The 13,517-nt window shown below is 43.4% G+C and carries 11 protein-coding genes; 4 read left to right on the top strand and 7 right to left on the bottom strand.

Annotated features, from left to right (window positions below; all coding sequences use genetic code 11):
• Positions 1 to 54: 54 nt before the first annotated feature.
• The gene (gene rsgA, locus P5V12_RS17585; protein WP_316954404.1) at positions 55 to 1,095 is read right to left on the bottom strand and encodes a ribosome small subunit-dependent GTPase A; all 1,041 of its coding nucleotides are present in this window, start codon (positions 1,093 to 1,095) and stop codon (positions 55 to 57) included.
• A gap of 442 nt (positions 1,096 to 1,537) precedes the next feature.
• On the opposite strand from rsgA, the gene P5V12_RS17580 reads away from it, so the two are divergent.
• Positions 1,538 to 2,197, top strand: coding sequence for a TorF family putative porin (locus P5V12_RS17580; RefSeq protein WP_316954403.1), 660 nt, complete (start codon positions 1,538 to 1,540; stop codon positions 2,195 to 2,197).
• Between the two features lie 130 nt (positions 2,198 to 2,327).
• On the opposite strand, the gene glnA is transcribed toward P5V12_RS17580, so the two are convergent.
• Positions 2,328 to 3,734, bottom strand: coding sequence for a glutamate--ammonia ligase (gene glnA, locus P5V12_RS17575; RefSeq protein ID WP_316954402.1), 1,407 nt, complete (start codon positions 3,732 to 3,734; stop codon positions 2,328 to 2,330).
• A gap of 430 nt (positions 3,735 to 4,164) precedes the next feature.
• Between glnA and thiI the strand changes: the two genes are divergently transcribed.
• Together thiI and P5V12_RS17565 are read left to right on the top strand one after the other, a co-directional pair.
• Positions 4,165 to 5,622, top strand: coding sequence for a tRNA uracil 4-sulfurtransferase ThiI (thiI, locus tag P5V12_RS17570; RefSeq protein WP_316954401.1), 1,458 nt, complete (start codon positions 4,165 to 4,167; stop codon positions 5,620 to 5,622).
• Positions 5,623 to 5,634: 12 nt separating this feature from the next.
• Positions 5,635 to 6,078: a hypothetical protein gene (locus P5V12_RS17565; RefSeq protein ID WP_316954400.1), complete on the top strand. Its 444-nt coding sequence runs from the start codon at positions 5,635 to 5,637 to the stop codon at positions 6,076 to 6,078.
• Between the two features lie 101 nt (positions 6,079 to 6,179).
• Here the strand turns inward: P5V12_RS17565 and P5V12_RS17560 are convergent, their stop codons facing one another.
• From P5V12_RS17560 to P5V12_RS17550, 3 genes are all read right to left on the bottom strand, one after another.
• Positions 6,180 to 7,808: a hypothetical protein gene (locus tag P5V12_RS17560; protein WP_316954399.1), complete on the bottom strand. Its 1,629-nt coding sequence runs from the start codon at positions 7,806 to 7,808 to the stop codon at positions 6,180 to 6,182.
• 287 nt (positions 7,809 to 8,095) lie between these two features.
• Positions 8,096 to 8,665, bottom strand: a complete 570-nt coding sequence (locus P5V12_RS17555) for a porin family protein (protein ID WP_316954398.1) — start codon at positions 8,663 to 8,665, stop codon at positions 8,096 to 8,098.
• 116 nt (positions 8,666 to 8,781) lie between these two features.
• On the bottom strand, positions 8,782 to 9,123 hold the full coding sequence (locus tag P5V12_RS17550) for a TraR/DksA family transcriptional regulator (RefSeq protein ID WP_316954397.1): 342 nt from the start codon (positions 9,121 to 9,123) through the stop codon (positions 8,782 to 8,784).
• Positions 9,124 to 9,308: 185 nt separating this feature from the next.
• On the opposite strand from P5V12_RS17550, the gene typA reads away from it, so the two are divergent.
• Entirely contained in the window at positions 9,309 to 11,126 is a 1,818-nt protein-coding gene (typA, locus tag P5V12_RS17545; protein ID WP_316954396.1) for a translational GTPase TypA, read from the top strand.
• A gap of 124 nt (positions 11,127 to 11,250) precedes the next feature.
• On the opposite strand, the gene P5V12_RS17540 is transcribed toward typA, so the two are convergent.
• Positions 11,251 to 11,964: a PEP-CTERM sorting domain-containing protein gene (locus tag P5V12_RS17540; protein WP_316954395.1), complete on the bottom strand. Its 714-nt coding sequence runs from the start codon at positions 11,962 to 11,964 to the stop codon at positions 11,251 to 11,253.
• 644 nt (positions 11,965 to 12,608) lie between these two features.
• Positions 12,609 to 13,217 (bottom strand): porin family protein, encoded by a 609-nt coding sequence (locus P5V12_RS17535; protein ID WP_316954394.1) that lies wholly within the window; start codon positions 13,215 to 13,217, stop codon positions 12,609 to 12,611.
• Positions 13,218 to 13,517: the final 300 nt, after the last annotated feature.

Raw genomic sequence — 13,517 nt, 5'->3', positions numbered from 1 at the left:
ACCAAGTCATCCTTCTAGGATGACTTGGTATTGGTGGTTTAGCTCGTCGGAAGTCTATTCTCCTCGTTTTATCTTGTATGAGTCGATCATAGTATTGTGGTAAAACTTGCTTAAGCTTTTCTCCTTCGCGCGCTTTTCAGCAATCGAAATACTGTTGAACTCAGCCTCGTGAATCAGTTTTCGATAGTTTTCCAGCCTTCTTGCATCAATTTGTCCAGTTGCAACTTGCTCGAGTACCGCGCAACCAGGTTCGTTTTCATGTTTGCAATCACTGAACTTACACTTATTTGCGAGTTGGTGTATTTCAGTAAAGACTTCTTCTATATTTTCCTTGTCAGCCAGTATTTGGATTTCTCTCATGCCGGGTGTATCTAAAATGACTCCGCCTTGTGGTAATAAATGCAGGCTGCGAGCAGTAGTTGTATGCTTTCCTTTGCCATCGTTCTCACGGATTGCTTGTGTGGTTTGCACTCCGTTCCCGATCAGACTATTTACCAGGCTGGATTTACCAACACCTGAAGAGCCAACAACGGTTAGTGTTTGCCCGGCTTTGCACCAGGGGGTGAGCTGTTCAACATCGGTCGATAAAGTGTTTAACGCAAATACCGGTAAAAAAGGGTTGAGTTTTTCTACTGCATATCGTTTGTCTTCATAATCAGGACAAAGGTCGGCTTTAGAAAGAATTACCACTGCTTCTGCCCCGGATTGTTGGGTTAAAGCCAGGTAGCGTTCAATTCGGTTAAGATTAAAATCTTCGTTCAGTGAACAGACAATCATTACTGTATCGATATTCGCAGCGATTAATTGCTCTGACGATTGTTTGCCTGCAGATTTTCGAGAAAACAGAGATAAACGCTCTAGGCTTCGAATTGGTTTGTTTTCTTTATCTAGAACAAGCCAATCACCAACCGTTAATGTGTCCAGGTGTTTGGGGTAAGCAATCAGGCGCTTACCTTGTTCCATTAGCAAATCGAGATGGGATTTATGCACGCCGGAGACTCTACCAATGAAATGGTTTTCTAGCTCGGATAACGAAAGCTGTTGTTGGAAAAAGGTTTTCCAACCTAATTGAAAAAGGGAATATTGTGTAGACATGAGAAGCCCTAACGTAATTGACGTCAATAACTCAGGGGCTGTGTAAGTGCCCCGGCTTTAAACCGGGCCTGGAATAGTCAGTATATTGGTTAACTGAATGCCCGGAAGGTTCTTGCTACAATCATGTCTACCCTCCGCTAATATCTATGTGATCAGGCATGAGAAGCTATCAAAGTTTACGGTGATTGACAAGTTCATTATCCGCATAAATTGATGTGTTTTTATTCGAGCATTCTTTTTATGTATTCTAATATTGAAAGGTTTTTGGCGTGTAAATTCTTTATGTTGTGTGTTGGGTTGAATTGGAGCTTATGTTGCTTCACATTTAATTACTCCGTGATATTTTCGTGATGTATTTGCGATAGCCATGTGAATAATAGTTTCTATATTGAAGGCGCTTTAATTTTCTACCAATAAAAATAATTAAGTAGGAGTGCTTCCCATGTTTTATTTTCGATATCTGTTGTGCTTTCTTTGTTTGTCTTTTACTTGTTCTGTTTATGCCGAACATAAAGTTGGCGCCAGTTTGACTCTGGTTTCCGATCGATTGTTGCGAGGTTTTTCGCTTTCTAATGAGGAGCCATCTTTATATGGTGGTGTGCACTATGGTAATACCAATTTTGGTTTATATGCTGATGCTGTGGTGTTTACCAATATACAAATAAACGGTGAAGATGAGCTTCAGTTGGATGCGGTATTGGGGTACAAATTTGATTTAGATAAAGTCAAACTTGATGTTGGATTCGTGCAGCATGCTTTTTCAGAGTACAGTGAATCCGATTCGGGCGAAGCTTATGCGGGTGTGATTTTTCCCAATTTCAGTTTTCATTACTATGATAACGTGGATGTGGAAGAGGTGTATCTGGATGCGAATGGACATTATCAATTTGCAGAAAAATACAACCTGTTATTGCATCTTGGACAATTGAACTCGGACAACGATAGTGTGGATTTTGTCGATTACAGTGTGCAGGTGAACAGGGACATTGAATGGTTTACAACGTTCAATATCGGTTTAACCTACTCCTATAACGACAATGATGAAGCCTTAAAAGACTTAGCTGGTTCACGGGTGGTTTTGGGAGTGTCAAAACACTGGTAGTTAAATATTTTGTTCTAAACACTCTGCACGGGGTGTTTAATCTTCCATATGAATATTTGAGTGTGTTTTTAAACCGCCAATAAAAAAGGCCGCGTAGTGCGGCCTTTGTTTTAAATGCTTAATTCAGCAATTAAACACTGTAGTACATATCGAACTCAACTGGGTGAGTTGTATGCTCAACGCGGTAAACTTCTTCCATCTTCAAGTCGATGTAAGCGTCGATAGATTCATCAGTGAATACGCCACCTGCAGTCAAGAAGTCGCGATCTGCGTCTAATGCAGCAAGAGCTTCACGAAGTGAACCTGCAACTTGAGGAATCGCTAGTGCTTCTTCTGCTGGCAAGTCGTACAAGTCTTTGTCTGCTGCATCACCAGGGTGGATTTTGTTTTGAATACCGTCGATACCCGCCATCAATAGCGCCGCGAAGCACAAGTATGGGTTAGCGATTGGGTCTGGGAAACGTACTTCAACACGCTTCGCTTTCACGGAAGGTGTGTATGGAATACGGATTGACGCAGAACGGTTACGCGCAGAGTAAGCCAACATAACAGGTGCTTCGAAGCCTGGGATCAAACGCTTATAAGAGTTTGTACCTGGGTTACAGAACGCGTTAAGTGCTTTTGCGTGCTTGATGATACCGCCGATGTAGTAAATCGACATTTCGCTCAATCCTGCGTATGCGTCACCAGCGAATTGGTTTACGCCGTCTTTCCAGAAAGATTGGTGAACGTGCATACCAGAACCGTTGTCGCCAACGATTGGCTTAGGCATAAATGTTGCGGTTTTGCCGTAAGCGTGAGCAACGTTGTGTACACAGTACTTAAGGATTTGTACTTCGTCCGCTTTTTTCACAAGAGTGTTGAATTTAACACCGATCTCACATTGACCAGCAGTGGCCACTTCGTGGTGGTGAACTTCAACGTCAAGACCCATTTCTTCCATCGCAGCACACATAGCAGCACGAAGGTCGTGTAGAGAGTCAACAGGAGGAACTGGGAAGTAACCACCTTTAACTCGAGGGCGGTGACCCATGTTACCGTCTGAGAATTCGTGGCCAGTTGACCATGCGGCTTCTTCAGAGTTGATTTTTACAAATGAGCCTGACATGTCAGAGCCCCACTTGATGTCATCAAAGACGAAAAATTCAGGTTCTGGACCGAAGAAAGCAGTATCACCAAGACCAGTTGACTTCAAGTAGTCTTCAGCACGCTTGGCAACAGAACGTGGGTCACGCTCGTAACCTTGCATAGTGTTTGGCTCAACGATGTCACAACGAACGATAACAGTAGGCTCGTCAGTGAAAGGGTCAAGAATTGCAGTTGTGTCGTCTGGAAGAAGAATCATGTCAGACTCGTTAATACCCTTCCAGCCAGAGATAGAAGAGCCGTCGAACATTTGACCATTTTCGAAAAATTCTTCATCAACATATCGTGATGGAATGGTTACGTGTTGCTCTTTACCTTTAGTGTCGGTAAAACGCAGGTCAACCCAGCGCGCTTCGCTTTCTTTAATTAGATTCAGAGTCTTCTCTGACATGAGGATGCCTCCAGGGTCTCGGCCCAACAAATATATGGATTTTGAAGTTGTATCTGGGCAGCTTAAGGCTTCTTACTGTATTAATGAGTAAGGCGGTTATACTCAGATGAAGGCAAGTTACGGTAAACTTGCCTTCCTTCGAGGAAACCATCTCATTGGATACGTAGATCTATAAGATGCTCAGGGGAAATCTGCTTTTTCGCTCGTCTTTGCGAGCTGCAATCTTAATGCAATCTCGCGAATACGCAAGATAAGCTTGCCTCCAATAGGGCAATATATGTGCCAGATTAAAAATCTGGTTTTTTTTCTTGAAAAACAAGAGCTTATTCAGGAAGAGGTGGAAGAGGAGAAAAATGTCTGCACTAATTTGGTGCGGTTTTGATTGGTTTTGCACCTGTCTGGTGCGTAATGATTGTGTGTTCGTTTGTTTATGAATTTTATCGTACGTCTTTTCCCTGAAATTACCATTAAAAGTCCACCCGTTCGTAAGCGATGGACCAAGCACCTTACTGAAAACCTGAGAACGCTATCGCGTCGTATACACGAAAAAGCTTCGGTCATTCAGGATTGGGACAGGCTGGAAGTGCGTGTGCCATCCGAGGACGATTCAGTGAAGGAGCAGATGATTGATTTGCTTGCACGTACTCCTGGGATTGCCAACTTTTCCTATGTTCGCGCGCACCCTTTCTCCACTATGCATGATATTTATGAGTTGACCTTTGATGCATGGAAGGACGGGTTGAGTGGAAAAACTTTTTGTGTCCGTGTTAAGCGTAGCGGTAAACACGATTACACCTCGACGGAGATTGAGCAATATGTGGGTGGTGGTCTAAACCAGAATTGTGATACGGCTGGGGTGAAGTTAAAAGACCCGGATGTGACCGTCAATTTAGAGGTAAAAGATCAAACCTGTTACATCGTCGAACAGAAATACGAAGGTTTGGGTGGGTTCCCAGTTGGTACTCAGGATTCTGTTCTGTCTTTGGTTTCTGGTGGTTTCGACTCCACCGTCGCCAGTTATATGATGATTCGTCGTGGTCTTCGAACACACTATTGCTTTTTTAATCTTGGCGGGCGGGACCATGAGCTGGGGGTGAAGGAGATAGCCTTCTATTTGTGGAATCGTTATGGCTCTTCCCATCGAGTCCGTTTTATTACTGTGCCGTTTGAAGGTGTGGTAAGTGAAATTCTGCAAAAAATAAATCCGTCGAACATGGGGGTTGTGCTTAAACGCATGATGTTTCGTGCTGCGGACAAAATCGCAGAGAAAGGTGGAATTCAGGCGCTGGTAACAGGGGAAGCCATTGCTCAGGTTTCCAGTCAAACGATTACTAATTTGTCGGCTATTGATGCGGTAACGGATAAGCTGGTTCTGCGTCCGCTTATTGTGATGGATAAGCCCGATATTATTAAACTCTCCCGTAAAATAGGTGCTGAAGAGTTTTCCGCTAACATTCCTGAATATTGCGGTGTGATTTCTGTTAAGCCATCTTCTAAAGTTAAGTTGGAGCGGGTCGAAAAAGAGGAAGCTGGTTTCGATTTTGATAAGTTGGAAGACGCAATTGCTAATTCCCGTGTGCAGGCAATTGACGAGGTTATGGAAGATGTTGAGCAAAGGGTAGTTGTTCAGGAGGTGCAGGAGATTGGTGATAATCAGATAGTTATTGATATTCGACATCCTCATGAGAGAGAAATGCGTCCATTGTCTGAAGAATTGGAAGTTGTTGAAATTCCTTTTTATAGTTTATCGACAGAGTTTTCCGGGTTGGACCAGAATAAACAATACTGCCTATTCTGTGATAAAGGTGTAATGAGTAAGCTTCATGCGGCACACTTGATTGATGATGGATATCAGAACGTGTTGGTATTCCGACCAATGAAAAAGTAGGTTAAAGCAAATATGAAATTAACGACTAAGCAAAATCTGGGAGTGGTTATCGGTGGTGTTGCTGTAGTTGTATTGGCAAGTTTTTTAACGCTTTACTTTTCCGGTGTGATTTTTCCTGATGGATTTGGCGGTAAGAAAAAGGGATATCAAAATGTCACGTTTACTGATGCGGTCCTGACCTGTGAAAAAGAAACCAGAGACAGCTATGGTAATAAAATTAAGTTACTGACGGTAGATAATCACTCTAGCCGTTACGAGCAAAATGCATTTTTGTATAAGATTTTTTTAAAAATGAATTTGCGCAACAAGGAAAACAAACCTGCTCTTCATTATATAAGTTGTTTTGTTAAATCAAGTAATGGACGAATTGCAAAATATGATGTGTATGAAGAGAAGGAGTCGAAAACCGAAGCAAATAGAAAGGGAGATTCTAACGCTTTTGGTTGGCCAAGATAAGTCAATACTGCCTCCCTTTGATTTTTGTGGCCAAAGGACGAGTATAAATTACCCGCTGAGCGGATGATTTATACTCGTTAGTCGTCGATGTTGGCAGTGCTTTACTTGGGGGTTAGTGCTATTTCCCAGTTGTCTGGCAAAGAGAATAAAAACACTTCCCGATGGGGGAGACGCCCTCCCCAGTTGTTCGAAACATAAATTCTGTTACCAAATAGATTTATTGCAGCAGGTGCTTCGTCGCGGTAGTTGCCGTCATAACGATTGTAATTGTGTCCTATTCTCCACACTATAGGTCCTTCTACAGATGGTTTGTTTTGCACCATGAACAGTTGATCTGCTCCCCAGTCTATGTCATGGCTGGAGTGAGTGACATTTGAATAGGTGTTAACAAATATCCAGTTCGGTTTGGTTTCCGGCATCTTGCCGTAATGAAAACCATTGCTCCAACCAAAGTCTGCATGCGATGCAACTTCTATCCGGTTTTCATAGCCGGACATACTGCCCGACACAGCAATTGAATCCAGCCAATCTGTTCGATTGTTTTGGCTGACAAAATATTCCACGCCGTTTTCATCGAAAGTCCACCCGGAATGTGTTTCGCCAACAGATATTTTTTTCGGGGACGTAGTTGTAAAATTGAAATCCAGGGGCCAAAGGTGTGCTCCATCAAACCAGGTTCCAATGTCTTCAGGTCGGGAGCCGTAGCTAGCATCACCCCAGCTACGTCCATAGTGCAGCACGATTCCTGTGCCTTTGGGGGAAACTTCTACCATGTTAGGGCGGGGGAATGTACTTGCCGTGCTTCGATGATCTAGCGCTGTTCCTACGAGGTCTTGTGGTTTTAGAGTGTGAACTTGATTTGTCGATATCTGGTAGTGAATGAATGCATCGACTACATAGGTTTGTCCATTGTAATGGGCGGCCATCCAGGCCCAGTGATCACTGTCGTTGGAGCTGTCTCCTTCTACATCATTATAAAGGCGTGTTGAGTTTGGGCTGTGGTCAGAGAAATCACGAATCAGTGTGCGTGTTGAGTCCTGATTAGTCACATCGTCAATTTGATAAAACCCCATTTCATCGCGGTAATAAACACGTAGTGGATGGTTTCCGGTTAGGTCCCAACGAACTTCGTGAAATTCGCCAATAGAGGCGGTCGAGTTTTTTCGCAGTTGTGTAATTACATCTCCGTTTTCACGGTTTACCACCCAGCTTGAGGTTGAGTTAGCGCCAAAGACCAATAGATATTTCCCTGACGAATTCTCTGGGGAATATCTTGAATAAACAATCAATGCATCGTCTGTTCCGGTAAGCTCTGTTGCATCGGTAATGCGCGTAATTTTTGTCCCGGTGATCGGGTCGATAATTGATTCGCCTTTTGTTGGTACGTTTTCACCGAGCGCAGGAAGAATAATTTCCTTGTGGGTGATGTAATTTGAGGTTATCCCCGTATTGGGTGAACCCGAGCTTGTTGAAGAGCTACTGCTTGATGTTGATGATCCACTTGAAGAACTGGTGCTTGTTGATGAGCTTCCTGTCGAACTCGAACTCGAACTCGAACTCGAACTCGAACTCGAACTCGAACTCGAACTCGAACTCGAACTCGAACTCGAACTCGAACTACTTGAGTTCGATGTGATAGCGCCTCCAGAAGAGCTGCCTCCGCCGCCGCAGGAAGCCAAGCTTAATATGGTAAGAATAAATACAATAAGAAAATGTCCGTTTGTTTTCAATTCTGTGTTCCCCAAATAGTAATAGCAAAGCAATTCGCTAAATATCTCATAAAACAAAAATGGTTATATGAAAAAAATTATTTTTATTACATGAGTCACAAAATATGCTGGATTAAATCCGCAAGGGTTCACAGCGTGAGTTGTCTTGAGTGGCTGTATGACGGGATATATAGATGTGTTGTTAGGGGGCTGCTGAATCGTTGATTTGGTAAAGTAAAAAAGCCTGAATCCATATTTCTTGGATTCAGGCTTTTTAATTGATACCCCTGGTTTAGGAGGGAATCTTTTTAGAAGCGTAAATCGATACCGGCACCAATCGAAGTGTATTCGGCATCGTCTTCACTTAATAGTGAGCGGTACTCCATATTGAAGTTAAAGCGCTCATTTACGACAAAGCCAATACCTGCTCCCCAGGAGAAACCCACATCGTTTTGCGACTGAGAGCCTGAGCCGTTGGTGTAACCTGTGCCTTCACTGGCAACATTTGCTACGCCGAACAAGCCGTATAGTTTAGCAGTCTGGTTGGCTAATTCCGGGCGATAGTAGATGGCTTCGTAATGTTGAATTTTGTGTTTATATGAATAAGGTGTTGTGTCATCAACGTACACAACTTCATCGGATAGGCTTGTGCCAATACGAGTATCAAAGCCAAGCCAGGTATTGAGGCGCATGCCACCATAGAATTCAAAGGTTCGGAAGGTGACTCCGTCGGGTGCTACACCCGCTTCAGAATTTCCAGAATCAATAAAGTTTGCGTCAAGATGGGCGTAATTGACCCCAATAAACCATCCATCCTGATCGTCCGCGACCGCTGACCCAGCAAAAAGGATCAAAGCTGAAACGAGTAGTGCCCTCATGAGAATCATCTCCTATAGCAAATCGTAGTTATGCAAAGCATTTTAGACAATTGTTCCGTATAAGTCAGTGCCTTATATCATTTATTTTGAGTGGTTTGGGAGAAATAGTTGGTAAATTATTGGTTTTCTTGAAGTTCTGCGCATTTGATGCAGTAACGAGCAGTTGGATTTACCTCTAGTCTTGCTTCAGCAATTGGTTCCTCGCAGGCTTCGCAATAACCATAATCGCCCGTGTCAATTTTTACTAGCGCCCGTTTTAGTTCTTTAATCTGCAGCATGGCCCTGCGTTGCTGTTCCTGTGACATCGCTTGAGATTGAAGAGCATCCATTCGTGAAAGCCTGCCCACTTTGGATTGGTCTAATTCGACGGTTTGGGCGGCTTCTTCTTGTGTGTCGGCGGTTTCCTGGTACTGATCTAGCAGCGCAATAAGGGCTTGTTTACGAGTATTTCGGTTCATTTGGCCAGCTTTTATTGTATTTTTATGAATTTTTCAAAGTATGGAGGGTATATGTGTGGGTCTACAAGGCATATAGACGACAAAATCGATTAATTGCGCTATGTCTTGCCATTTTTGCAAGCTATAATGCGCGCCTTTTGAACTGCCACCCCCATACTACGGCCTCCTGCTGAAAGAGATATCCTGTGATTGAGAAACTCCGAAATATTGCCATTATCGCCCACGTTGACCATGGAAAAACCACTCTGGTCGATAAGCTTCTAAGCCAGTCCGGCACACTTGATCGCAAGGATCAGGGCGCTGAACGTATCATGGACTCGAATGATCAGGAGAAGGAGCGCGGGATTACTATTCTTGCCAAGAATACTGCTATTACCTGGGGAGGTTACCGCATCAATATCGTGGATACCCCAGGGCACGCCGATTTTGGTGGTGAGGTAGAGCGTGTCTTGTCGATGGTGGATTCCGTGCTTTTGCTGGTCGATGCGGTTGACGGGCCCATGCCACAAACACGTTTTGTGACTTCCAAAGCCTTCGAAAAAGGCCTGAAGCCAATTGTTGTAATTAACAAAATCGACCGTCCAGGTGCCCGTCCAGATTGGGTGATGGATCAGGTTTTTGACTTGTTTGATCGCCTGGGTGCAACGGAAGAACAACTCGACTTCCCGGTCATCTATGCATCAGCTTTAAATGGTATCGCCGGCGATGACCCTGAGGCGATGGCTGACGATATGACGCCACTGTTCCATATGATTACCACCGTGGTGCCTGCGCCCAATGTTGATTTGAATGGCTCGTTCCAGATGCAGATTTCCGCTTTGGATTACGATAGTTATGTGGGGGTTATTGGTATTGGTCGTATTACCCGTGGTGAATTAAAGCCTGGTCAACAGGTTGTGGTTAAGCAGCGGGAAGGCAAAGAGCGCAAAGGTAAGGTGTTGAACGTAAAAGGCTACCACGGCCTGGAGCGAGTCGATACGGAACTGGCAACGGCAGGTGATATCGTGTGTATCACGGGTATTGATGGTCTGGGCATTTCCGACACTCTTTGTGATCCGGCTAATGTTGAAGCTTTACCACCACTAAGTGTGGATGAGCCGACCGTCAGCATGACCTTCCAGGTGAACGATTCTCCTTTTGCGGGTCTGGAAGGTAAATTCGTAACCTCACGTAATATCAAAGAGCGTTTGGAGCAAGAGCTTATTCATAACGTGGCATTGCGTGTTGAGCCAGGTGATTCTGCTGATAAATTCAGAGTTTCTGGTCGTGGAGAGTTACACCTTTCAGTATTAATCGAAACCATGCGTCGTGAAGGTTTTGAGTTGGGTGTATCCCGTCCCGAAGTAATTCAGCGCGAAGTGGACGGCGTAATTGAAGAGCCCTTCGAAGCGGTGGTGATTGATGTAGAAGACCAGCATCAAGGTTCTGTGATGGAAGAGTTGGGTTTAAGAAAAGCCGAGCTAACCAATATGGAGCCTGACGGAAAAGGCCGGGTGAAGCTGGAATATATCGTACCGTCACGTGGCCTTATCGGTTTCCGCGGCCAGTTTCTTACCATGACCTCTGGTTCCGGGATTATGACCAGTATTTTCGATCACTACGGACCGGTAAAAGAAGGCGAAGTCACCAGCCGTCAAAATGGTGTACTGGTGTCGATAGTCAAAGGCAAAACCCTGGCTTATGCGCTTTATAATTTACAAGACCGTGGCCGTTTGTTCTTAGGGCATGGCGCGGACGTATATGAAGGCCAGATAATTGGTATTCACTCCCGTTCGAATGATTTGGTGGTCAACCCAACCAAAGCAAAACAACTTACCAATATTCGTGCAGCAGGAACTGATGAAGCCTTGATACTTAGTCCACCTATTCGACACACACTTGAGCAGGCTTTGGAGTTTATTGAGGACGATGAATTGGTCGAAGTGACTCCGACGTCTATTCGTCTGCGTAAAAAACTGCTGACAGAAAATGAACGTAAGCGTGCAAAAAACGCGAAAAGTTAATGATTACAAAACGGGCCTGAATGGCCCGTTTTTTTGCTCTATAATTTACGTCACAGTCGTCAGTGTTTGACGATAATAGATGCTAATCTTGTAAGAGATGAATGCTTTATATCGATGATACAATTCATGGTTGTTTGACTGTACGTTTTCTAGTGAAAATAAAACACAGCAGTCCTGCACTAAATAGAATTAGCGACGATGGCTCTGTTACAGAGACCGGTGATGTACGAAACGAACTCAAGTTAAAATGTATATTCATATTTGAGTTTGTAGCAATTCGGCCGCCATAGCTACTGATTTCACCATTCAAATTTAAAATCGAATCCATTGTGTCATCATCAAGCATTGTAGGATAGTTTCCATTTCTACTGAGTTCTCGGAAATCAAATTGAACAAAGTCTATAGTCGAAGATGCCAAACCACTCATGTCTTTCAATGTCAGAATTGAGCGATCACTGTAATAAGTGTATTCAGGATTATTTGTAAAAAACGCTTGATCGTTTAAAAGCTCTAGCCTGCTATCATAAGGGGCGGTATAACGATCATCCAATCCATCTGGGGTATAAATTAAAGAGAAACCACCGAAATCCATTTCAAAACTTACGACTGGATTCCTGAACTTGTTGGATGTGATCCAATCTCCACTTGAGTACTGTGTAGTACTCCGTACACCTTCAGTAGCTGTATCCAGAATATAGTAACCGGAAAAGGTGTCGCCAGAATTGAATTCACCGGATGTTGCAGTCATGCTTCCGGTAAAGTCATACCTGATTAGGCCTGCGTGTGCAGAGCTGAATATCATTGTTAGTGTCAGTACAATAAAAGCTCTATTTAACATATATCTCACTCCTTTATAAAAACAAGCTTAGTTTGCGAATCTTATTGAAGAACAGGTACCTTTTTCAGAGGTAATAGATAATAAATTTGGATTTAGTTGACGTCCGATTGGGAGTACTGCTTCCAATCGAAGTGCTGTCTTAATCAGAAGCTATGTAGATATGTTGACGCCAAAAGAAGTATCTTGTCGGTATTGTATTTTTTAATGTGAATATAGAAAAGTACACAAGGCGAAATATTTGTGTGTATATTGTTACAATACTTAACAGTATTGCTTACCTTTGGCCTGAATCAAAATTTGTAACCTTGTTGTTATAAGTGTTTTTCTCACTGTAGGTATTCTCTTAAATATGTCTTGACCTCTCAGGCTTTTTTAGGCACTAGAGAGTGCTAATAACCTAGCTTAGGATAAGTTGTTTACGATTAAGAGAAAAGTTTAAAAAAATGGGTGAGCAAATGATGCGCTGATAGTGCCGGGCCTGTTGAAGTTGCTGATATATTTGGCTGGGCGTACCGTTAGCCAGGTTCAAGTAACATGTAGCAAAGAGAGCAAAGGATGAATAGTGGCTGTTAACTCAGAGAGAGCAATACTTTTTTGTGAGGTTCGCCCCTTACCTATAAGCTTGTAGGTAAGGGGAAAGAGGTTTAGTAAGTCCAGCCTAGGGTGACCAGAGGTGTTCCACCAAGATCACCAGATAAATAATGCTGGTAACTTATTGAAAAGGTAAAGCCATCGGCAATTAATCGTAAGCGAGGCGAAACATAAATACCGCTGTCAACGTCGATATCTTCTTCATAGCAATCTGAGCAGTTGCCAATGCCTCTTTCTGATCGCCAAATCAGTTCCATGCCTGCGAGCATATCAATACCGACATATTTTGATGGCATAAAGGTGTAGCCACCTTCGCCAAAAAATGCGGATGCGCTGGCATCGGAGCTTTCTGTAGAGCGATCCCCCCAGTTACTTTCGACTTGCTGGTTAAAGCTTCTGTTATCTGAATAATCCAGATACGAAATACCGGCACCGTAAACAAAGTTTTTGTTTTGCCCCACCCAACCCACTTTTATGTAGGTGGCGCTATCGCCTATGCCTTGTTCTGAGGCTATCTGTGAATCAATGTCAACTCTTCCTCCGCCAATATACCAGGCGTTACTGCGTGCAGGAGCTTGCTCCTGTGGTTGCGGTGTTTCGGCGTAGACTCCCATGGTAAGGAAAGCGGTACTTACTCCGATGATTTTTTTTATTGTCTGCATAATTCTTCCTTAGTTTCCTTTTGCGTGAATGAGATTTTATCTGAATAGAGATAAAAGCTCAGTCGATGATTGTGTGTGTTTTGAGCTTGTGAGTGGTTGATGTAACACAAAAAGTAGACAAAACGACTGGCTACAGAAAGTCGGAATTAAATAAACCTGATTTCGGCCTTATCTCGTTGATTTAAATGAGATTTTTCCTGTGGTTGTCAATCCAAAATAAAGAAGCAATCAAAGGCTTTACAGCGCTGAATCTCTGGGATATAAGGCGAAATAAAAAACCGTATTGCGGTTGCTGCCATA

Source organism: Teredinibacter sp. KSP-S5-2 (assembly GCF_032773895.1).
GTDB lineage: Bacteria > Pseudomonadota > Gammaproteobacteria > Pseudomonadales > Cellvibrionaceae.
The sequence above is the reverse complement of the archived record's forward strand: the minus strand, read 5'-3'. Positions and strand labels throughout refer to the sequence as shown.

Excerpts from the sequence above, each read along its gene's own strand:
- P5V12_RS17550 (WP_316954397.1), bottom strand. The coding sequence starts at position 9,123 with ATGAACCGAAATACTCGTAAACAAGCCCTTATTGCGCTGCTAGATCAG.
- rsgA (WP_316954404.1), bottom strand. The coding sequence starts at position 1,095 with ATGTCTACACAATATTCCCTTTTTCAATTAGGTTGGAAAACCTTTTTC.
- P5V12_RS17580 (WP_316954403.1), top strand. The coding sequence starts at position 1,538 with ATGTTTTATTTTCGATATCTGTTGTGCTTTCTTTGTTTGTCTTTTACT.
- thiI (WP_316954401.1), top strand. The coding sequence starts at position 4,165 with ATGAATTTTATCGTACGTCTTTTCCCTGAAATTACCATTAAAAGTCCA.
- P5V12_RS17540 (WP_316954395.1), bottom strand. The coding sequence starts at position 11,964 with ATGTTAAATAGAGCTTTTATTGTACTGACACTAACAATGATATTCAGC.
- glnA (WP_316954402.1), bottom strand. The coding sequence starts at position 3,734 with ATGTCAGAGAAGACTCTGAATCTAATTAAAGAAAGCGAAGCGCGCTGG.
- P5V12_RS17565 (WP_316954400.1), top strand. The coding sequence starts at position 5,635 with ATGAAATTAACGACTAAGCAAAATCTGGGAGTGGTTATCGGTGGTGTT.
- P5V12_RS17535 (WP_316954394.1), bottom strand. The coding sequence starts at position 13,217 with ATGCAGACAATAAAAAAAATCATCGGAGTAAGTACCGCTTTCCTTACC.
- P5V12_RS17555 (WP_316954398.1), bottom strand. The coding sequence starts at position 8,665 with ATGAGGGCACTACTCGTTTCAGCTTTGATCCTTTTTGCTGGGTCAGCG.